Origin of the sequence: Peribacillus sp. NPDC097264 (genome assembly GCF_050277925.1) — a bacterium.
Classification (GTDB): Bacteria; Bacillota; Bacilli; order Bacillales; family DSM-1321; genus Peribacillus.
Window position 1 is genome coordinate 532,705 of record NZ_JBNNSR010000001.1, and the last position, 21,805, is coordinate 554,509.

The following is a 21,805-nucleotide window of genomic DNA, read 5'->3' on the forward strand; positions in this document are numbered from 1 at the left end:
CCCCCTTAAGGTTGTTTTAACATATAGCCAATTCCTCGGATAGTCTGTATGTCCTTATGGTATTGAAAGGGTTCCAATTTCTTTCTTAAATGGTGCACAAACACTTCAACGATAGCGATCGTCGTATCGGAATCAAACCCCCAGATGCGGTCAAAAATCTGTTCACGGGTAAGGATTTTCCCTTTATTTTGAATGAGGTATTCAAGCAGCTCATATTGCTTCAACGTTAGTCTTACCGGCTCACCGTCTACCAAAATATCCTTTTCCTTCTCCAAAAATTCAATTCCCCTGTATTTCAAACCCTGTTCAAGCGAAAGTATTCCACTCCTACGCAGAAGGGCCCGTATTCTTGCCTTAAGCTCGGCTGCCTGAAATGGCTTGACCAAGTAATCGTCCCCTCCAAGTTCTAGGCCCCTTACCCGATCCTCCAGGGAATCTTTTGCGGTTAAAAATAAAACACTCGTATCAATTTTGGCGTTCCTCATGTGGCGGATGATCTCGAATCCATCCATACCCGGAAGCATTACATCCAAAAGAATGATATCGTATATACGTTGCTGGGCCAAAAAAAGCCCATCTTCCCCGTTATCAGCTGTATCCACTTCATATTCATCCTCTAAAATTTGCCTCATTGACTCTAATAATGAAGCATTATCCTCTACCACTAATACCTTCATCAAAAGGCTCCCTCCCGACAAAATTCTCCTGTAAATATATTGTAATCCTACCCCTTTATATATATAAAAGAAAACCTGACAACATCATCCTGCTTTTTTAAAGATGTATAATGAAATCAGTATTACGAAAGAAGCTTAACTTTTCCTTAATGATGGCTGCCTTTATATGTAACAAATGAACGAAGATTTCTTTTCTTCGCTTTACTAAATTCTATGTCGAACAAAAAAAGGGGATTTTTTTAAAATTAAATTTACAAAATATTCTAATAAATATATACTGAGAGTGTTATCGGGCTCCACTAGGTAAATTATATTGATTTATAAAGGGGGAACCACATTGCCATCAAATGAATCAATGGCTGAAGATCAAAAAGTAAGCGCTTCCAAAAATTACACCGAAATTGTCCAATCACCATCATTTCAAGATCTCCTTAGAAAAAAACGTAAGTTCATCGTTCCACTTTCCATCTTTTTCATGGTCTTTTATTTCTCCTTACCCATTCTCACTTCCTATTCTACAGTCCTGAATTCAAATGCTTTCGGCGCTATCAGTTGGGCCTGGGTGCTTGCCTTCGCACAATTCATCATGACATGGACCCTATGTGTGCTTTACTCCAAAAAGGCTGCAACTTTCGACAAGCTTGTCGAACATATTATAAAAGAAGCGAAAGGAAGGGGGTGAAGAGGGCATGAATGTACTTGCTTTTGTCTTATTTCTTCTCATAGTCGGTCTAACCTTGGTCATAACCTTCTTTGCCTCACGCCGCACCAAAACGACAGCTGACTTCTATACGGCGGATAGCAGTCTAACCGGTTGGCAAAATGGCTGGGCAATAGCCGGGGACTATATGTCCGCCGCTTCATTTCTGGGAATTGCGGGGATGGTCGCACTCTCTGGATTCGATGGGTTCTTCTATAGCATCGGTTTTCTAGTCGCTTACCTCGTCGTACTCTATATTGTAGCCGAGCCCCTTCGTAATCTTGGGAAATACACTCTTGCCGACATGATTGCTGCACGCTTCAATGAAAAGAAGGTACGCGGCGTGGCTGCTTTAAATACGATTTCCATTTCTACCTTTTATATGATTGCCCAACTTGTCGGTGCAGGCGCCCTCATAAAATTATTACTTGGAATCGATTACTTATACTCCGTTATCATTGTTGGGGTTTTAATGACCGTATACGTCGTATTTGGTGGGATGACCGCAACTAGCTGGGTGCAAATCGTCAAAGCCGTTTTATTGATGGCCGGGACATTCATCATCTCCATTATCGTACTGGCAAAATTCGACTTCAGTGTGTTGGAGATGTTCCGGCAGATGAAAACAGCCACTCCTCTCGGAGGTGATTTCCTGAACCCAGGAAACAAGTTTAAGGATCCATTGGACACTTTATCACTCAATCTGGCCCTCGTGCTAGGAACGGCTGGACTTCCGCATATACTCATTCGATTCTTTACAGTGAAAGATGCCATCACTGCGCGAAAGTCCGTGGTCTATGCTACATGGATCATTGGAATTTTCTATATCATGACCATATTCCTTGGATTCGGGGCAGCAGCCTTCGTAGGATATGACAAAATCGTTGGAGCGAATTCTGCTGGCAATATGGCTGCTCCCTTGCTTGCTGAAGCCCTAGGCGGAGATTTCCTTTTCGCCTTTGTATCAGCCGTTGCTTTTGCTACCATCTTAGCGGTTGTGGCCGGTCTTGTTCTATCTGCCGCCTCCGCCTTTGCCCATGATTTTTATGGTCATATCATTCGTAAAGGTGAAGCCACTGATAAAGAACAAGTCGTAGCCGCTCGTTGGGCATCCATCGGTGTGTCCATCCTTTCCATCATCCTTGCTCTATTTGCCCAAAATATGAATGTTGCCTTCCTTGTATCCCTTGCCTTTGCCGTTGCCGCTAGCGCCAATCTTCCCATCATTCTCTTTACGGTATTCTGGAAACGCTTCAACACAGCCGGAGCAGTCACAGGCATGCTTGTCGGCCTAGTCAGCTCCCTGTTGCTCGTGTTCTTAAGCCCGAATGTCTGGTCTCCGGATGGGAATGCTATCTTTGTAGGGAATCCGCTCTTTCCTCTTGAAAATCCAGGAATCATCTCCATCCCGATTGGCTTTATCGCTGCAATCGTAGGAACCTTGTTGTCCAGTAAAAAAGCGGATGCCAAGAAATATGATGAAATATTAGTCAAGGCTAATACGGGGATGAAGGATTCAATTTAACCCAAATAGGAAAAGAGGGGGATCATTTTTCCCCTCTTTTCCTATTTGGTAACATTCCAGCTATTTCTATATCTTATTTAGCCTCTTTAATTTTCTTTTATTGTATTTATTCACTAACTGATTCATAACCTCAGCAAAAATCAAACCCATGGCAATCGCCCCTGCTAGCATAAATGCTTTTGCTGCCAGCTGGACGGCCATATTGAAATCATTTTCCACAAAATGCTTCATCGCATCATAGGATAGTCCCCCAGGTACGAGTGGGATAATCCCTGACACATTAAAGATTGTAATCGGTGTTTTATACCTCTTCGCAAAATATTGGCTGATAACTGCTACGAGGAATGCCGCTGCCAATGTAGCAGCAATGCTATTTATCTCATTTTCGACCAGATAATAATAGAGAAACCAACCTACCATTCCAACCGTACCACATTGAATCAACGATTTTTTTGGCACATTGAAAATGACTCCAAATGCAGCAGAGGCAATAAAACTTGTAATTAACTGTGCAATCATTTTTCTACCTCCCCAACATCATAGGAAAACAAAGGCAACCGCAATCCCAGTACCAATGGCCAAGGCGGTCAAACCTGCATCTGCTCCTTTGGACAGCCCTGAAACTAAATGCCCTGCAATTAAATCCCTTGCTGCATTCGTAATTAATAATCCCGGCACAAGTGGCATCACGGCTCCAATAATGATCTTATCCAACTGACTACCCAAACCTAATTGCACAAATAACATGGCGGCCATGCCCACAACTAACGAAGCGATAAACTCGGCAAAAAAACGGACCTCCAATAACCAATGCAAATACAGCAGGCAAGAAAACCCTAACCCTCCGGCGATACACGACCAGATAAAATCACTCCACTGTCCTTGGAACATAATTAAAAAACAACCACTTGATATGAAGGCTGCAAAAATCTGTACCCACACGGAATACCCCATGCCTTCCTTTTCTATTTCCTTCAGACGGGAATAAGCTTGCTGTGGCGTCATTTCCCGACTTGATATGCTACGGGAAATGCTGTTCACTAACGTCACCTTGTGTAAATCAGTGGACCTTTGGGAAACCCTGATTAGCTTAGAGGCGGGGTGTTCCCCATCCAAGGAGAAGATAATTCCTGTCGGCGTTGAAAAGCTATGCGATTCATCACAACCAAAAGCGGCCGCTATCCTAACCATCGTATCTTCCACCCTGGAGGTTTCCGCCCCGTTTTGGAGCATGATTTTCCCTGCAAGCAAACAAACATCTATAATTTCATTCGTCTGAAACTGACTTTCCATCGTATCCTCTCCATTACTTCCTATATAGGAAATGCTTGCTTTATAAGTAAAAACTAACCCTTCCAAATTCATTCCATGATAGCCTAATTTTCGAAAAAAGGATATAGCTAACCCTTCCTAAATAAGCCGATTATTCTAACAAATCTCTCCCTATTATTTATATTCCTCATTACGCTAATCGAAGGGTACCCCCTTTTCCACCTAGTAACCTCATCAAGCCTTCTACATCCTGCAAGGGCTGGTTCTTAAAGACTGGAATCCCACTACTTTCAACTGCCCCAACATCCACGGTACTTGGTAACAGGCATATCCACCTCGTTGGCCAATGGAACATATCTCCTTGCTATTTCAGTGTTTTATCGAATTCACCTTTTCTAATCCGTACATGGTCAACCAAATTGCCCCCTAGGCCTACATATTTTCACAAAGATTCTGATATTTATTGTTACATAACACATGAGAGATTTCTCAAATGCCAACTGCTAACTCACCGCACTATTTTTATCTGATTATTCTTTTAACTAAACTTCCTTTAATTAATTATTGTCAAACTACGCTCTAAAGCTGATAATTGAGCGTGTAATTATTGTTAGCCACATCCTGAAAGGAAGGAATATTTCATGAAAAGCTTCTTTAAAAACTATCGATCCTCACTAATATTGCTGACGGCAATTATTATTGGCGGTATAGCTGGTCTGATATTTGGAGAGAAGACCTCCATCATCCAGCCGCTGGGGGACTTATTTCTAAATTTAATGTTCACAATAATTGTGCCACTGGTATTTTTCAGTATCTCTTCGGCCATCGCCAATATGAATGGGATGAATCGTCTAGGGAAAATCATGGGCAGCATCGTCTTCGTTTTCTTAGCAACAGCTGCGCTGGCTGCCGTAATTGGCTTCGTTGGGACAACTATCATCAATCCATTGGAAGGCACAGATACCACTGCGATTAAAGAACTAATGGAAAATGGTGGTTCACAGGAGCCTGTTGAAGAGGTTTCATTACTTAGCCAGCTCGTTCAAACGGTTACGGTCTCCGACTTTCCCGAACTGTTCTCAAGAAGCAATATGCTACAGTTAATTGTCTTCTCTGTTTTAATTGGACTTTCCACCGCATTAGTCGGCGAAAAAGCCAAACCGATTACTGTGTTTTTATCAGCTGGTACGGCTGTGATGATGAAAGTCGTTAAAATTGTCATGTATTATGCACCGATTGGTCTAGGCGCTTACTTCGCTTCCATCATCGGTCAGCTTGGACCACAAATTTTAGAAGGTTATGCACGCACATTCGTTCTTTATCTCATTTTGACCGTGATCTATTATTTTGGGTTCTTCACTCTATATGCCTTTCTTGCTGGTGGCAAAGAGGGTATTAAATTGTTCTGGAAAAACGCATTCACGCCTTCCATTACAGCCATCGCTACCTGCTCGAGTGCGGCTTCGATTCCAGTCAACTTGGAATACGTCCGAAAAATGGGTGTACCAAAGGATATTGCCGAAACAATCATCCCACTTGGAGCCAACACACATAAAGATGGTTCTGTATTTGGTGGTGTCTTGAAGATTGTTTTCCTTTTCACCCTATTCGGCAAAGATATGACGAGTATTTCCAGCATTCTAAGCATCCTTGCCGTGGCCTTTTTAGTCGGTGCGGTCATGGGCGCCATTCCTGGAGGTGGCATGATTGGGGAAATGTTGATTCTAAGCGTGTTTGGCTTCCCTATCGAAGTCTTACCAATTATTGCTGTCATCTCTACCATTATCGATGCACCCGCTACACTTCTAAACTCAACAGGGAATACCGTGTGCGCTATGCTTGTCACACGGCTTGTCGAGGGTAAGAACTGGGTAAAACAGGCCTTTGTAAAAGAGGATCCTACTATATAAGCTTCGTATGAAATAGACTCCAAAAGATTTGGAGTCTATTTTTTATTCCTTAATTGTCTTGAAACAAGTTTTCAGCAGAAAAGGATTTTCCCTTCCTTAAATCGAATTAAAGGAGAAAGAACGCGAGGAGGGGTAGAATATTGAATAAGTGGCTGCCTGCTGGAATTCTTATCATGGGCTTACTCTATATATTTTTCATACCTGAAGAACCGTTAGCTATAAAGATTCTATTCAAGATTATCCCCATGATATTGATCCTGTTTTATGCCTACACCAAAAATATGGATCGTATGACCCGCTATCAACAACTTGTATTACTTGGTCTATTCTTTTGCATGCTAGGTGACGGCTTATTAATCTGGTTTGTTATTGGCCTAACGGCTTTCTTGATTGGACACATCTTCTATATTGCCGCATTCTTGAACCAGTGGAATTTTTCATGGCTGCGCATGGCAAGCATTCTTCCCATTGGGGTCTATTCCACTTGGATTGGCCGGGAAATAGTTCTTTCTTTGACTGAGAAGGGGGAGAGCAGTTTGATCATTCCCGTCATTTGCTATATAACCGTGATTTCCATCATGGGCTGGACCGCATTCATGACTGGGAAGGCTGCTGCCATTATCGGTGGTTTGCTGTTTGTCATTTCAGACTCCATTTTATCCTGGAATAAATTCGTCGAAGATATTACCTTTGCCGGTCCCCTGATCATGCTTACCTACTATACAGCTCAATTCTTCATCGCTTCTAGCATTCGGCCAAAATATGCTTATCCTTCATTGATAAACCGAAAGTATGATGAACCGACTATATACGACTAATTTCATTCCTATTCGATACATAAAAAAGGTATGCACAGTCTTATTCCAGACCGTTGCATACCTACATAGGGATTTCATCCTTTGATTTTCTTGATAAATGCCACTTTTAAATAATTGCCCTCTTTGAAGTTCGAATTTGTTCTAAAATCGGTGGGGAGCGTGAACTCTTCCATCAATTCATATTTTCCATTCATTTCTCTAAATGCCGCGTCAATGAAGCTTTTGAATTTTTTCATATCAAAGGTGCTACAGTTCGTAGATGCAATAATCACTCCATTGTCCTCTGTAATGGCAATAGCATCTTTCAATAAGTTCGTATAGTCTTTACCAGCACTAAAGGTAAACTTCTTTGATTTGGCAAAACTCGGCGGATCCAGGATGACTATATCAAATTTCAAAGCTTTCTTCATCGCATACTTAAAGTAATTAAATACATCCATTACGACGATGTTCTGCGCTTCTGGATCAATTCCATTCACGTTAAATTGTTCAATCGTTTTAGGCAAACTGCGGTTAGCCAAGTCCACACTTGTCGTTTTAATGGCACCGCCTAAAGCTGCAAATACAGAGAAGGCACCGGTGTAAGAGAACATATTCAAGACAGTTTTCCCTTTTGCATACTTATCCCTGATGGTCCTTCTAACATCACGTTGATCGAGGAAAACGCCTACCATTGCTCCATCGTTCAGGTAAACCGCAAATTGAACACCATTTTCCTTGACGATAAGTGGAAATTCCGGCTGCACACCCATGACAAAGTCATCTTCCTCTACATATTGTCCCTTTGTATCAAAGCGTTTCTTCTGATAGATGGATTTGACATTGACCGTATTCTGCAAGGCTTTAATAATATAGTCTTTAAATGAATAGATTCCCTTGCTATACCAGTTGATGACATAGTTGCCCTCGTAGTGATCAATGATTATCCCACCAACTCCATCTCCCTCACCATTGAAGAAGCGGAATGCCGTCGTTTCGTTATCTTTGAAGAAAGGCTTTCGATAGTCATAAGCAGCCTGGATTTTTTGATTGAAAAACTCCTGGTCAATGTTTTCGCCCTCTTTGTGCGTCAACACCCATCCATAGCCTTTATTCTGTCTTCCATAATAGCCCTTGGCAAGAAAGCGATTGTTTTCGTCGACCAATCGCAACAAGCATCCTTCTTCCTGAAGGTCATTGAGGTTGCCAATCGCCTCCTTGGCAATCAGAGGATAGCCTTTTGCGATTTTACTTACGAATTTAGTTTTAACTTTTACATCTATTTCTTTTATCAAATATATCATCCTATCTTTGGTATTGCTTTCCTCCCCATTTTACCCTAATCCCCACATAAATAAAAACCAGCTTGGTTCCCTGACCAAGCTGGTTTCTAAAACTCTATCGATTCATGAGATTTTCAAGTGAAGGTCCCCGGCATGGGCTTTCCCCATCACTTTCAAGGCCCGGTGTAAAACGATGGTAATTAAGGCGGGCAGCACCATCCCTACTGCCACATAGATAAGAAACGTATACAACCCTTGACCCGTCAGTACGGCAATCGGAGCGATTAAGGAGCTTAGCCCCATTCCTCCAAGCTCATAAGACACTTGAAAATCAAAGACCATCGTGGCAATTGGAGCACAGACAATAGCTGCCACGAATGGCGGAATGACGTATAACGGATTCTTTATTAAGTTGGGAAATTGAACCTTTGGAGTCACGACCATCTGGGCTAGAAAACCGCCCATATCATTATCTTTATAAGACATAACAGTAAAGCCAACAAACTGAACAGTGCACCCAATTAACGCTGCCGCACTAGAAACGGGATCCAACTGGAGCGCAATTGCTAAAGCAGCGGAAGAAGCCGGTGTCATCAATAAAATGCTAAAGACTAACGCAATGACCATGGAACCAATTAAAGGAGAACCGGAAACAGCGGCGGTAATTTGACCGCTTAACCAAGTCAGTAACGGTGTCGTAACAAGCGCAAGTCCATAACCTGACACCCCTCCGACAAGGACAGCAGCCAACGGGATGGCCATGATATCCAACTTGGTTTTCCCTATCAAACGTTTACCGACATACGTGGCAATCAATGCAGCCAGAACAGCACTGATCGGCTGACCGGTGACAATCGTAAAAGCCCCCTCTGCCGTTCGGTTAATTGCAGCTCCACCGACCGCACTTGAAGCCATCGCACTAAAGATGACCAACGAATTACCCCCGAGTTGGTATGCTATTCCAGCTCCTAAAGCTGGTGCCAACAAGACCTTAGTGGCCCCGCCGATTGCAAGGAAGACTTCCCAGTCTAAATACCCTCCTATTGATTCAAACAATAAACCGATTCCTAATGTTACCAATACAGCATTGGCGATTCCCGTTGAAGCCTTATACATTCGTTCTGTGATGTATTCTTTTCTGCTCACTGGATCTCCACTCCTATTTTTTAAATATTCTAACATTAAATATCAAATAAAAAACTGACTACGCAAAGCCTATATAAAAGGTAGAATATACCCCATACTATCCATCGTTAGATAGAGGTTAGACAATTGATTTTCTCCTTCATTAATTGAGCTTGTTCGTATAGTAACACGAATATTCTGACAATGTAAACAGGATTTTTATTCTAATAAAATAAAAACGCTTACAAAAAGGAATGATTTCTTCATTTAGCGCTAACCATTTACCTTCCACTTATTATCTTCATGACTATTCAGCACAAGGTTTATGGTTAAATTCTCCATATAATCAATCCCTTCACTCCTCCGATTCCTTAGTTATTTCACTATAATAGACGATTTTTTCTTTCCTGACAAAAAAGAGAACCACTTTACAGCAGATTCTCCTTTTTTTTTATTGATTTCCTTGCCTTTCCTACTATTGAAAGCCTTCAAGGGTAGCAAAGGTTTCTCTAAGAAATTTATAAAATAACTTTTCCGTTGGCATTAATTCTCTTTCAGTAGGAATGATAACACCAACTGCACGTGTTACGGAAGGTTCCTCTAAAGGCAATCTCACCGTGAAGCGAGGCAGGCTATCAATCAAAGAAATTTCAGGTATCAGCGTGACGCCAAGCCCGGCTGCCACCAACCCTTTAATAGCATCGGTGTCTTTCCCTTCGAAGGCAACCTCTGGCTCAAAGCCGTTAAGCTTACACGCCTTCATGACCAATTCCCGCAGAACATATCCCTTAGGGTAGACAATGAATGGGTTTCCCTGTAATTCATTTAACTTGATGGACTTCCTCTTTGCCAATGGATGATTTTCCGATAGAAGGGCAACTAGCTGTTCAATAAATAACGTTTCTCCATGAATTTTCTTCTCATTGGGTGGTAACGGACCGATCAAGGCCATATTGATATTTCCTTTTATTACAGAATCTATTAAGTAGCGATAGGATCCTTGTTTTAATGTGAATTTAGCTTGCGGATATATTTCCCTGAAGTCAGAAATGACCTTTGGCAATATATAGGAAGCTAAACTACTCGGAAAACCAATCCGAATCGTTCCCTTTTCCGGATCCAAGCTTTCAGCCATCTCCCGTTTTGCCCGTTCAATCATGTCGACGGCCTTCTGCATATGTATGAGAAAGGTATTTCCTATGGGGGTCAGCTTGATTTTCCGTCCTTCACGGATAAATAACTGCACACCCAGTTCTTCTTCTAAATTATATATTTGACGACTAACCGCAGATTGGGCCACATGCAACGCCACGGCTGCTTCAGTCATATGTTCTCGTTTTGCCACTTCAATGAAGTACTCGATTTGTCTTAATTCCAATGTTGGTTCCTTCTTTCATATCAAAACAGCATGTAATTTATCTAATATTCAGATTGTTCTTTTAGAATTTAAATTATATCATGAAACTATCACATAAGAACCCATCGATAATACTACTTATAATTATTTTACTAAATAACAAAAAAAAGGGAGCTAAATGAAGATGATAACATCCCAAGAAATCCAGCAAGATGAATTGCAAGTTGCAAAAGAATACGTAAGCGACGTATATGCAAAAGTGAAAGAACGCAATCCCCACGAAAGTGAATTCCAACAAGCTGTAAAGGAAATCTTCCTTTCATTGGTACCGGTATTTGCACAACATCCGGATTATATGAAAAACGGGATACTAGAGCGGATCGTTGAACCAGAGAGAATGATCACCTTCCGTGTCCCTTGGGTCGATGACCTAGGCAATGTACACGTGAATCGAGGTTTCCGCGTACAATTCAATAACGCAATCGGACCCTATAAAGGCGGCCTGCGTTTCCATCCAACGGTAAATGCAAGCATCATCAAGTTCCTTGGATTTGAACAAATCTTTAAAAACTCTTTAACAGGTCAACCGATTGGCGGAGGTAAAGGTGGAGCCGACTTTGATCCAAAAGGAAAATCAGACGGTGAAATCATGCGCTTCTGTCAAAGCTTCATGTCAGAACTTGGACTACATATAGGACCAGACACCGACGTACCGGCTGGGGATATCGGAGTGGGAGCCAGAGAAATCGGGTATCTGTTCGGTCAGTATAAGAAAATGCAAGGAAGCTACCATGCCGGCGTTTTAACCGGTAAAGGCATTAGTTACGGAGGCAGTCTAGCACGTACAGAAGCAACCGGCTATGGAACGGTTTACTTCGTTGAAGAAATGCTAAAAGATAAAGGATTACAATTCAACGGCAGTACCGTTGTCATCTCGGGATCTGGTAATGTTTCCATCTATGCGATTGAAAAGGCCACACAATTAGGTGCCAGAGTAGTCGCCTGCAGTGATTCCAATGGATACATTTATGATAAAAACGGTCTGAACCTAGATACAATTAAGCGACTAAAAGAAGTAGAACGGAAACGCCTATGTGATTATGTTAGTGTTCATCCTGAAGCGGAATACAATGAAGGCAGTTACGGAATTTGGTCTATCCCATGCGACATCGCCCTTCCTTGTGCAACACAGAATGAAATTGATGAAGATGCAGCAAAACTGCTGATCAAAAACAATGTAAAAGCGGTCGGCGAAGGTGCTAACATGCCTTCTACTCTTGAAGCGATTGACGTATTCCTTAACAATGGTGTCCTCTTTGGCCCAGCTAAAGCTGCCAATGCAGGTGGCGTAGCCGTTTCAGCCCTTGAAATGGCACAAAATAGTGCCAGAATGCCTTGGACGTTTGAAGAAGTCGACGAAAAACTGCATGGCATCATGAAAAACATTTACAAAAATAGTATAGAAGCAGCTGAAGCATATGGTGTTCCAGGCAACTTAGTTGTCGGAGCCAACATTGCAGGATTCCTTAAAGTAGCAGACGCTATGATGACTCAAGGGATACTCTAAGAGCTAGTGAAGGAGGCGGTCCAAATGGACCGCCTCCTCTTCATTGTAACATCCCACAACAAAGGAGAGTGCCGGACAAAATACCGGCACTCTCCTTTATTACATACACTTTTATTCCTTAGTCACTAGCTTCAATGGAACAGAAATCGTACTATCCACTTTTTCGCCTTTCAGGACTTTTTCAGCCGCATGAACTGCTTCTTCACCGATAAGGACCGGTTGTTGAGCAACGGTTGCTTGTAATTCACCGTTTTCAACCGCTTTTAGAGCATCCTCGTTTCCATCAAAACCAACGACTATGACGTCTTTTCCGGCCGCTTTGATTGCCTCTACTGCTCCTAATGCCATTTCATCATTATGAGCAAAGACCGCTTGGATGTCTTTTTTCCCTTGCAGGATGTTTTCCATAACGTTAAGCCCTTTTGTACGGTCAAATTCAGCCGTTTGGCTTGTCAGAACATCTAATTGCTCATCTGCGATGTTATGGAACCCTTTCCCCCGCTCACGCGTTGCAGATGCTCCAGAAACCCCTTCTAATTCCACAACTTTTGCCTGTTCTCCAAGTTGTTTAACAAGATATTCAGCCGCTGTCTCTCCGCCGGCTACATTATCTGAAGCAATGAACGTTTCAATGTCGCCTTCCTCGGAAGAACGGTCAATTGTTATGACGGGAATACCCGCTTCATTAGCCGATTGAACCGCTGATGAAATCGCAGCCGAATCCGTAGGGTTGACGAGTAGTATATCGACGTTTTGAAGAATTAAATCTTCAATCCCGCTTATTTGTTTCGCTGTATCATCTTGTGCATCGACCACTGACACTTTCATACCTTTTGCCTTCGCTTCTTTTTCAATCCCATCTTTCAACGCAACGAAGAAAGGATTATTTAACGTAGAAATGCTGACTCCAACCTTCACGTCTTTCATGGACTCTTTTACTTCTTTTTTATTATCATTGAATCCCGATTCCATTGAACATGCTGCTAATACCACTAAAGACAGAACCATGAATAACGAAAGAACCTTTTTCATTTTGATACACCTCTACTTATGATTTTTTACGATCAAGTAAAACAGCAACCAATATAACTGCGCCCTTTACGACTTGCTGGTAGAAAGAGGACACACCAAGTAAATTCATTCCGTTGTTCAATGTACCGATAATCAAGACACCGACTAGCGTACCGAACATCCGGCCCTTTCCTCCTGATAGGCTTGTCCCGCCTAATACAACGGCAGCAATGGCATCCATTTCGTAGGATTGACCGGCAGTCGGCTGTGCTGAATTCAAACGAGATGTTAGAATGGCACCGGCAAGCGCTGCCATTGTGCCTGCAAGCCCATAAATAGCTACCTTGACCCGGTCCACTTTAATTCCTGAGATACGTGAAGCCTTCTCATTTCCACCTATTGCATACGTCTTACGTCCAAATGATGTTTTATGGAGCAAGAACCAGAGAATGATGAAAGCGATGATCATCACAACCGCTGGAACAGGAATTCCAAAGAAATATCCCCTACCAAACAATTGGAACATCAAAGAGTCACCAATACCCGTAATCGGCTTACCGTCTGTATACACAAGCGTTAATCCACGGAAAATGGTCATCGTTGCCAATGTGACAATGAAAGGCGCCATTTTTCCTTTCGAGATAAGAATCCCATTAATCACACCCATTATGGTACCTAATAAAACGCCTACTAATATAGCTAAAATAGGGTCCAATCCTGAAACCATCATGCCAGCCATAAGTGCACTAGATAGAGCTAGAATAGAGCCGACCGACAGATCAATTCCGCCAGTCAAAATAATGAAGGTCATCCCAAACGCAATCAATGCATTAATGGAGGTTTGACGCAATAGATTCAAGATGTTACTCGGTTCCATGAATGATGGATTTAAAACGGTTATTACGATAAATAAAAGAATCAAAGCAAGTAATGGACCAAATTTCTGCCAGATTCCAGTTTTCCCTGCAGCCTCAAGTTTCATCCTAGTTTCCTCCTGTTGCCAATGCCATAATTTTTTCTTGTGTTGCTTCCTTCTTCATCAATTCCCCGGCAATTTTACCTTCGTGTACAACAAGAACTCTGTCACTCATTCCCACAATTTCAGGAAGTTCTGACGAAACCATAATGATGGCGATGCCTCGTTCTGTTAATTCATTCATCAATTCATATATTTCACGTTTCGCTCCGACATCGATTCCCCTTGTCGGCTCATCCATGATCAACACTTTAGGAGAAGTTCCAATCCATTTGGCAATGACCACTTTTTGTTGATTTCCTCCAGACAAGTTGCCAATAATCGCTTCTGTAGACGATGTTTTCACGTGAAGACGCTTGACCATCATCTCCGCAAATTTTTTCTCATCACCTGTCTTTACAATTCCGTTAGGGGCAAAGCTCTTTAGGTTTGGAAGACCGATATTTTCGCGGATAGAAAAGTCCAGGATCAAACCTTCTTCTTTACGATTTTCCGTGATGAAGGCTAAACCATGCCGTACTGCATCTGTAGGTTTACGTATGGCTACCTTTTTACCCTCTATCTTTAACTCTCCACTACCTATTTGATCAATTCCGAAAATGGCACGCATGATTTCCGTTCTTCCTGCTCCCATTAACCCGGCTACACCCACAATTTCACCTTGACGGACAGCAAAATGAATATCTTCAAAGAGTCCTTTTTTAGTGAGTGCATTCACTTCAAGTACCACTTCTCCAGGGGATGCCTCACGATGAGGGAAACGGTCCTCTAGCTCACGACCGACCATCTTCTGGACCACTTCATCAAAATTAGTATCTATGATTCTTTTGGTATCCACTGTTTTACCGTCACGCATGACTGTGATCTGGTCACAAATGGCAAAAATCTCTTCCATCCGATGAGAAATATAAACAAGTGATACCCCTTTTTTTATAAGGCCTTTCATCACTTCAAACAACTTCTCAATTTCCCGATCGGTTAGGGCGGCGGTTGGTTCATCCATGATGATGACCTCAGCATCCGTCATCAGCGCTTTAGCAATCTCTATCATCTGCTGTTCGCCAACTGAGCAAAGACCGGCTTCTTTATCAAAAGGAAGCGAAATATTAAGCGTCTTAAAAATCTCATTGGCTTTAGCCTTCATTTGTTTGTTTTTCAACACACCGAAAGCATTGACCATTTCCTTACCGATGAATAGGTTTTCTAATACCGTCATTTCTGGCCAGATATTCAACTCTTGTCGGATAAAGGCCAATCCTGCTTTTTCCGCTTCCTTCGAGTCCTTGAAGGAAACCTCTTTGCCATTGATCATGATTGTTCCCTGGTCGTGTTTATGAAGTCCGGTCAAAATATTCATCAAAGTTGACTTTCCAGCTCCATTTTCCCCCATGAGTGCGTGGACTTCCCCTGCCTCTAAAGAAAAATGAACGCCCTCTAATACTTTGTTCTGTCCAAATGCCTTATAGATATTACTCATTTCAATTTGCATACTTTTCACCTCATTTCGTTAAAAGAATACGCCAGACTGCAAAATGCAATTGGAATACGGCGTCGTTTCTCCGGTACGGATAACTGCCCTTGCTTTACGCGTCAACACTTTGAATTCCTCGTGGGAAATATAATCAATCGATTCTCCGAATTCTTGTTTCATGAAAAGATGCTGTTCTGGATTTATTTCTATGATTTCATTAGCCGCAATTACCTTTTCAATAACCATATCGTCGTGAACGGCACGAACGACATCTTGAAAGGAAGGTGTTCCCGGCGTTAATGCTACATCTATTTTGAGCACTCCCTCAGGAACTGGCAGGCCTGCATCTCCAATGACGATATAATCTGTATGTCCAAGATCGACTAGTACCTTGGCGATAGAACTATTGATGATTCCAAGACGCTTCATGAATGAAAGCTCCCTTCGACTTCTTCCCTTGTCGGCATACCGCCCTGTGCGCCAAACTTCGTTACTGAAATAGAGGCTGCCCGGTTAGCAAAGAGCAAACACTCTTCGAAACCTTTCCCTTCTGCAACAGCCACAGCAAATGCGGCATTAAACGTATCTCCGGCCCCTGTTGTATCGACTGCCTCGACCACGAAACTTGGAACCACTCTCTCTTGTTCCCCATCGAAATAGCGCACGCCGTCTTTCCCTTCTGTGATAAATAATTTATTAGGGTATTCGGCCAAAACTTCACTCCGATTCCTTCCCTTGAAAAGAATGTCGAATTCGTGCTCATTCGGGGTGATGAAGGATGAGCGCTGAATAACAAGCTCACTAATCTCACGTGCAGGTGCAGGGTTCAACAGTAATTTTTTCTGGAGCTTATCGCATAATTCAGCAAGAAATTCCACAGTTTCCTCCGGTATTTCTTGTTGAACCAGAACGATATCGCTCCCTTCTATAATTTTCATTGCCTTTTTGACATAATCGGGGGTGATGGAATCATTAGCACCTTTAACAACTATAATGCTATTATCTCCCTCTGAAAGCGTTATATGGGCAGTTCCGGAAGCTTCACCTGCAACCGGTTCCACATAATTGGTAAAAACACCGTTGTTTTTTAAATTTTCGAGGATAATTTCTCCATAGAAATCATCTCCTACACAACCGATCATCGTTACTTCAGCACCCAAACGGGCTGCTGCAACGGCTTGATTGGCTCCTTTTCCACCTGGCACTGTTACAAAGGAATCCCCAAGCACCGTTTCACCTGCGATCGGACGCTTAGGCGATGTAACGACTAAGTCCATGGAGGAACTTCCGACTACCGCTATTTTTATCATGACTCGGCCTTCTTTCTCGTAGTTAGTCTTTCAACAAATGTAACTGGAAGCTTTCTATGTGTCTCTTCTATTACTTCTTGATTGATTCTTTTAATCAATAACTCTGCTGCCTGTTTTCCCATCTCATAAGCTGGCTGCCGAATAGTCGACAGAGGCGGGTGTAATAATGCTGTGAAGGCAATATCATCGTACCCAATCAATTGGATGTCATCAGGGATTCGTTTTTCACTTTTTAAGATTTCCTGCAAGACCGCTGCCGCAACAATATCATTACAAGCAATGACCCCATCTGCTTGTGGATATTTTTCAAATAATTCTTGCGCACAGACCTGACCACCTTGAATGGTAAGCGGCGAGTCCAGAACATGGAACTTCACCTTTGCAAGCCTTAATTCTTCCATTGCCGCTACATACCGGTCATACACAGGTTTTATTTCAACAGGTCCCCTGATTAAAACGATGTCCTTACTTCCTCTATCTATCAGTATTCGGGCCGCCAGTTGGCCACCCGCCCTTTGGTCGGAATAAACCGCGGGCAGGCCCTCTACCGTCCGGTCAAGCAAGACGACGGGGATTTCCAGGTTGCTAAAATTTTCATTTCCCACTTCACTTGTAGAAGCAATCATTCCCACTACATTATTTTGCAAAAAAGTATCTATATATTCTATTTCCTTATTTCTCTTCTCATCACTATTGCCAAAGATTAACCGATACCCATATTGTTGGAGATAATCTTCTACTCCCCTTGCCATTTCAGGAAAGAAGGGGTTCGTAATGTCAGGTAAAATAAGGCCTATCAATTTAGATTTACGTTTATAGAGGGATCTAGCCACTTCATTCGGCTTATAATTCAATTTTTCCACAGCTAACATGACGGCTTTTCTTGTATCTTCATGTGCGTACCCGCTGTCATTTATCACTCTAGAAACCGTCGCTACGGAAAATCCTGCTTCCTTTGCAACATCCCGAATAGTCGCCAATACATTCACCTCAATGTGTTATCTGTAACCGTTTCCACATTAGCTTATCATCATTTTATATGAACGGCAAGTCCTAATACCTTAGTATCTAATGGGTATATTGCACTAAAAAGCATAACACAATTCATTATTTCGATATAATTTGATGAATATTGAGTGATTTGTTAATAATTCCGAAAAAACAAGATTTTTTCGCTTCACTCGTTGCAGATAACCTTTCTTCTCGTAAAGTGTTTTTTCTCAAGCCAAGATGCATGTCGACGCTTTTTTCCATCGTAATTTTCGTCACCACTATAGGAGATTCGATTCATTTCTGAACCTGGATTCGTTTCTTAAGGATTATTTAAGATTTCCCTTATAAGCTTTATGGTGTAAAACAAGCCAAAAAAAGGAGGGATACCAATGAATGGTTTGAAAGGCAGGCGTGAGCTTAAACATACAATCACGAAGGCGGATTGCTATCTATTGAGAAGTAACCTACAGAATTTCATGAAGCTCGACCCTCATGGAGAGGATGGCAAGTATTTAATCCGGAGTGCCTATTTCGATAACTTCGAGAATAAAATCATGCGCCAAAAAACAGAGGGATTTTATCATAGAGATAAATTCAGGGCCAGGCTTTACGACTATAATACTGATTTTATTAATCTAGAGAAAAAGAGTAAGAGGGATAACTTAACGTATAAGCAGAAATGCAGGCTTTCGGCCGAAGAATATGAATGGATTCGTTTTGGCGATATCTATTGGATGGCCGAAGACCCAAGGGATTTAATCCGGGAATTATATATCCAAATGACTCTCTTTCAAATTAAGCCCACTACCGTCGTGGATTATGAAAGAGAAGTGTTCATTTACGAATCCGGGAATGTCCGGGTGACATTTGATAGCCATGTCAAAACAAGTTATCGTGATACCGATTTTCTAAACCCCGATTTAATCGTTGTCGATGCGTTAGATCCTGATTACGTTATTTTGGAAGTGAAATATGATGAATTCTTACCCGATGTCATTAAACATCTGCTTTCTATTATCAACACAAGAAAAACGGCTTTTTCAAAATATCAGCTAAGCCGACGATATGGCTGATTTAGCGAACAATATAATTTGGAGGAATAGCATATGGATACGAATACAAATACGACCACGTTTAATGATATTTTCAAATCCAGCTTTTTGGACAAAACAGAAAGCTTTTCAATTATTGACTCTTTAATAGGATTACTATTAGCTTTTGCCATCGGTTTGTTCATTTACGTCATTTATAAAAAGACCTTTTCAGGCGTGATGTACTCCCACAATTTCAACATCTCTTTAATCATCATGACAATGGCTACCGCTTTGATCATCATGGGAATCTCAACTAACATTGTCATCTCGCTTGGTATGGTCGGTGCCCTTTCTATCGTACGGTTCAGGACACCGATTAAAGATCCAATGGACTTGGTTTTTCTATTTTGGGCAGCCGCTTCAGGGATATTATGCGGAGCCGGACTCATTCCACTCGTCATTATAGGTGCCATCTTAATTGGTATTGTCATGCTCGTGTTTGCAAATCGTCTGACTGTAGAAAACCCTTATTTACTGATTGTTAGATACTCGAATGCTTCCATTGAGAAGCAGTTGGAAGAATTGGTTTCGGGTAAGGTGAAAAAACATTCTATTAAATCGAAATCCGTCATGCCTGACAATAACAATGAAGTCACATATGAAATTCGATTGAAAGATAATAATACGGAGTTCATTAATCAAGTCAAGGATATGGACAGTGTTCAATCTGCAATCATGTTAAGTTATGACGGCAACTTCACTGCCTAAGATAGATAAGCGGAGGAAGGAGCCCTATTATGTTAAAAACAAGATACGTTGTAGCATCGATTGGTTTATTGATAGTCATTTTCGTTGCCGTGATGTTTTTCCTTCCTAATCTTCAAATCGACATCGCCAATAAAGGGAATACTTATACAGAAACGGTATTTGACCAAAGTAAGGTGACAAAAGTCGATATAACAGTAGCCGATGATGATCTAGCTTCCATCCTGGAAAATCCTTCTGAAAAGGAAATCGTGAATGCTGATGTGACGATCGATGGAGAAACCGTTAAGAATGTAGGGTTTCGAACCAAAGGGAACCTTTCCTTAAATTCTGTCGTTCAAATGGAAGATTCCGATCGATATAGCTGGAAGATTGACTTTGATCATTATCAGGAAGATCAGGACTTACATGGCCTGAAAAAATTAGCATTGAACAACAATTACAGTGATCCCACCTATACGAGGGAGTACCTTTCCTACACACTCATGGAAAAGATGGGAATCGCGACTCCCGGTCATTCCTATATGTACGTGACTATTAACGGAAAAGAATGGGGCTTGTATTTAGGTGTCGAGGCGATTGAAGAAACATTTTTAGACACCAATTTCTCTGAAGGCACTGGCGACCTTTATTATCCTGATGGTACGGGAAGTGATCTAAAATGGATCAGTGATGATATCGATGACTATACAGGGATAAACTTGAAAACAAACGGTAATTCTGATCAATCTGCCATGATCAAAATGCTCGATGTCATCAATAACGGGGGCGATTTGGAAGAAGTTTTGGATGTAGATGAAATGCTGCGCTACTTTGCGGCCAATACAGCCCTGGTCAACCTTGATCACTATCAAGGCATGTTGAAGCATAATTACTACTTATACGAAGAGAACGGGATCTTTTCCATCTTGCCATGGGACTATAATATGTCATTCGGTGGCTTTTCTGGCGGCGGTGGTGGTCCAGCCGCAGACGGTGATAAGGAGACGGAAAAAGGACAAGAGGCTGCAAATAATAGGGATGTTAAGGCGGTAGACCAAAGAGAACCAACGACGGTTACCGAAGATTCATCCCCTGCCAATAATAATGATAACAATGCCAAAGCAAAGCTTCCTGATGGCGCACCCAATATGAACGGTGGTGCTATGATGGGGGACATGAGCGCTAATTTTATGGATGAAAGCACTATTAATTTCAGTATTACAGAGCCTGTAATGGGAACGACACTTGAGGATCGTCCTTTATTGAATGCCCTGCTTTCTACTGAAGAGTACCGTGAAAAGTATTATGAATATCTAAACGACATTGCCACGGACTATTTCTCTGAAGAAAATATGACAGCCATGACGGAAAAAGTAACTGCATTAATCACACCATATGTAGAAAAGGATCCGACTAAATTCTATACGATGGATGAATATACAAAAGCAATATCCGGAGAAGAAACACTGGTTGATTTTGCTACCCAACGTGCCGATTCTATCTTGGCTCAACTTTCTGGAGATTTAGTTGTTGAAGCCGAAACCCAAAGTAGTATGGGCGGTGCCGCTCCTAATATGGAGAAGGAGAAGGGTGCGGCTATGCAGCCTCCTAACATGGGAAATGATGAAAACGGAGCACCTATGCAACCTCCTAACATGGGAGACGGGGAAAATGGCGTACCCATGCAACCTCCTAACATGAAAGATGGGGAAAATGGTATGGCCATGCAGCCTCCTGGTATGAATCGAGATATGGATTCAGGTGGTGGAATTAACAGCAGCTATTCCAAGGAAACCATCATTCTATCATCTGTCCTCCTTTTATTACTGTTCGGTGCGATAGCCTTTGCTCACTCCTTTAGACGCAGAGGAAGAAAGGGTTAATCGTTTATAAATTCATCACAATCAGGTATCCCGAGTTTGGGATGCCTTTTTCAATGTTGATTTCATCAAACACACGACAATAAGGAGACATCCAATCTTTATAACTTCGCCTTATTTTTTTACAAACCGAAACGCTATATCCATTTTTATTACAAGGTAGTAAAATA

Annotated in this window: 21 protein-coding genes; 8 read left to right on the forward strand and 13 right to left on the reverse strand. The window is 41.8% G+C overall.

Annotated features, from left to right (window positions below):
• Positions 1-5: 5 nt before the first annotated feature.
• On the reverse strand, positions 6-677 hold the full coding sequence (locus ACQKL0_RS02555) for a response regulator transcription factor (protein WP_427591720.1): 672 nt from the start codon (positions 675-677) through the stop codon (positions 6-8).
• 355 nt (positions 678-1,032) lie between these two features.
• On the opposite strand from ACQKL0_RS02555, the gene ACQKL0_RS02560 reads away from it, so the two are divergent.
• Both ACQKL0_RS02560 and ACQKL0_RS02565 read left to right on the forward strand, forming a co-directional pair.
• Positions 1,033-1,359, forward strand: coding sequence for a DUF485 domain-containing protein (locus ACQKL0_RS02560; RefSeq protein WP_402871295.1), 327 nt, complete (start codon positions 1,033-1,035; stop codon positions 1,357-1,359).
• 7 nt (positions 1,360-1,366) lie between these two features.
• Positions 1,367-2,902: a solute symporter family protein gene (locus tag ACQKL0_RS02565; protein ID WP_427591674.1), complete on the forward strand. Its 1,536-nt coding sequence runs from the start codon at positions 1,367-1,369 to the stop codon at positions 2,900-2,902.
• Between the two features lie 66 nt (positions 2,903-2,968).
• Here the strand turns inward: ACQKL0_RS02565 and ACQKL0_RS02570 are convergent, their stop codons facing one another.
• The 3 genes from ACQKL0_RS02570 to ACQKL0_RS02580 form a co-directional block, all read right to left on the reverse strand.
• Positions 2,969-3,421 (reverse strand): threonine/serine exporter family protein, encoded by a 453-nt coding sequence (locus tag ACQKL0_RS02570; protein WP_402870056.1) that lies wholly within the window; start codon positions 3,419-3,421, stop codon positions 2,969-2,971.
• Positions 3,422-3,439: 18 nt separating this feature from the next.
• Positions 3,440-4,195, reverse strand: a complete 756-nt coding sequence (locus tag ACQKL0_RS02575; RefSeq protein ID WP_403124219.1) for a threonine/serine exporter family protein — start codon at positions 4,193-4,195, stop codon at positions 3,440-3,442.
• A 169-nt stretch (positions 4,196-4,364) separates the two neighbouring features.
• The gene (locus ACQKL0_RS02580; RefSeq protein WP_403124222.1) at positions 4,365-4,529 is read right to left on the reverse strand and encodes a hypothetical protein; all 165 of its coding nucleotides are present in this window, start codon (positions 4,527-4,529) and stop codon (positions 4,365-4,367) included.
• Positions 4,530-4,815: 286 nt separating this feature from the next.
• Between ACQKL0_RS02580 and ACQKL0_RS02585 the strand changes: the two genes are divergently transcribed.
• Together ACQKL0_RS02585 and ACQKL0_RS02590 are read left to right on the forward strand one after the other, a co-directional pair.
• Positions 4,816-6,084, forward strand: a complete 1,269-nt coding sequence (locus ACQKL0_RS02585; protein ID WP_402870052.1) for a dicarboxylate/amino acid:cation symporter — start codon at positions 4,816-4,818, stop codon at positions 6,082-6,084.
• 140 nt (positions 6,085-6,224) lie between these two features.
• Positions 6,225-6,902: a lysoplasmalogenase gene (locus tag ACQKL0_RS02590; protein WP_402870050.1), complete on the forward strand. Its 678-nt coding sequence runs from the start codon at positions 6,225-6,227 to the stop codon at positions 6,900-6,902.
• A 74-nt stretch (positions 6,903-6,976) separates the two neighbouring features.
• Here ACQKL0_RS02590 and ACQKL0_RS02595 read toward each other — a convergent pair whose 3' ends face one another.
• From ACQKL0_RS02595 to ACQKL0_RS02605, 3 genes are all read right to left on the reverse strand, one after another.
• Positions 6,977-8,176 (reverse strand): class I SAM-dependent rRNA methyltransferase, encoded by a 1,200-nt coding sequence (locus tag ACQKL0_RS02595; protein ID WP_403124228.1) that lies wholly within the window; start codon positions 8,174-8,176, stop codon positions 6,977-6,979.
• A gap of 111 nt (positions 8,177-8,287) precedes the next feature.
• On the reverse strand, positions 8,288-9,280 hold the full coding sequence (locus tag ACQKL0_RS02600; protein WP_402871292.1) for a PTS transporter subunit IIC: 993 nt from the start codon (positions 9,278-9,280) through the stop codon (positions 8,288-8,290).
• A gap of 484 nt (positions 9,281-9,764) precedes the next feature.
• The gene (locus ACQKL0_RS02605) at positions 9,765-10,667 is read right to left on the reverse strand and encodes a LysR family transcriptional regulator (protein WP_402870044.1); all 903 of its coding nucleotides are present in this window, start codon (positions 10,665-10,667) and stop codon (positions 9,765-9,767) included.
• 163 nt (positions 10,668-10,830) lie between these two features.
• Here ACQKL0_RS02605 and gdhA point away from each other — a divergent pair, with 163 nt between their 5' ends.
• The gene (gene gdhA / locus ACQKL0_RS02610; RefSeq protein WP_427686011.1) at positions 10,831-12,213 is read left to right on the forward strand and encodes an NADP-specific glutamate dehydrogenase; all 1,383 of its coding nucleotides are present in this window, start codon (positions 10,831-10,833) and stop codon (positions 12,211-12,213) included.
• Positions 12,214-12,324: 111 nt separating this feature from the next.
• On the opposite strand, the gene rbsB is transcribed toward gdhA, so the two are convergent.
• Genes rbsB through ACQKL0_RS02640 form a run of 6 tightly spaced genes read right to left on the reverse strand, consistent with a single transcriptional unit; the run spans position 12,325 to position 17,961 of the window.
• Positions 12,325-13,245 (reverse strand): ribose ABC transporter substrate-binding protein RbsB, encoded by a 921-nt coding sequence (gene rbsB, locus ACQKL0_RS02615; protein WP_402870039.1) that lies wholly within the window; start codon positions 13,243-13,245, stop codon positions 12,325-12,327.
• A 16-nt stretch (positions 13,246-13,261) separates the two neighbouring features.
• Positions 13,262-14,206, reverse strand: a complete 945-nt coding sequence (locus tag ACQKL0_RS02620) for an ABC transporter permease (RefSeq protein ID WP_402870036.1) — start codon at positions 14,204-14,206, stop codon at positions 13,262-13,264.
• A 1-nt stretch (position 14,207) separates the two neighbouring features.
• The gene (locus ACQKL0_RS02625; RefSeq protein WP_427686013.1) at positions 14,208-15,689 is read right to left on the reverse strand and encodes a sugar ABC transporter ATP-binding protein; all 1,482 of its coding nucleotides are present in this window, start codon (positions 15,687-15,689) and stop codon (positions 14,208-14,210) included.
• A gap of 18 nt (positions 15,690-15,707) precedes the next feature.
• The gene (rbsD, locus tag ACQKL0_RS02630) at positions 15,708-16,100 is read right to left on the reverse strand and encodes a D-ribose pyranase (protein WP_427686014.1); all 393 of its coding nucleotides are present in this window, start codon (positions 16,098-16,100) and stop codon (positions 15,708-15,710) included.
• Positions 16,097-16,981: a ribokinase gene (rbsK, locus tag ACQKL0_RS02635; RefSeq protein ID WP_427686016.1), complete on the reverse strand. Its 885-nt coding sequence runs from the start codon at positions 16,979-16,981 to the stop codon at positions 16,097-16,099. Before rbsK ends, rbsD begins: the two co-directional genes overlap by 4 nt.
• Complete coding sequence (locus tag ACQKL0_RS02640; protein WP_427686018.1) at positions 16,978-17,961, reverse strand: LacI family DNA-binding transcriptional regulator; 984 nt, start codon at positions 17,959-17,961, stop codon at positions 16,978-16,980. Before ACQKL0_RS02640 ends, rbsK begins: the two co-directional genes overlap by 4 nt.
• Before the next feature lie 402 nt (positions 17,962-18,363).
• Here ACQKL0_RS02640 and ACQKL0_RS02645 point away from each other — a divergent pair, with 402 nt between their 5' ends.
• The 3 genes from ACQKL0_RS02645 to ACQKL0_RS02655 are packed head-to-tail and all read left to right on the forward strand — an operon-like array spanning position 18,364 to position 21,638.
• Positions 18,364-19,047, forward strand: a complete 684-nt coding sequence (locus ACQKL0_RS02645; RefSeq protein ID WP_427686020.1) for a polyphosphate polymerase domain-containing protein — start codon at positions 18,364-18,366, stop codon at positions 19,045-19,047.
• Positions 19,048-19,080: 33 nt separating this feature from the next.
• The gene (locus tag ACQKL0_RS02650; protein ID WP_427686022.1) at positions 19,081-19,776 is read left to right on the forward strand and encodes a DUF4956 domain-containing protein; all 696 of its coding nucleotides are present in this window, start codon (positions 19,081-19,083) and stop codon (positions 19,774-19,776) included.
• A gap of 29 nt (positions 19,777-19,805) precedes the next feature.
• Positions 19,806-21,638, forward strand: a complete 1,833-nt coding sequence (locus ACQKL0_RS02655) for a CotH kinase family protein (RefSeq protein ID WP_427686024.1) — start codon at positions 19,806-19,808, stop codon at positions 21,636-21,638.
• Positions 21,639-21,805 lie beyond the last annotated feature (167 nt).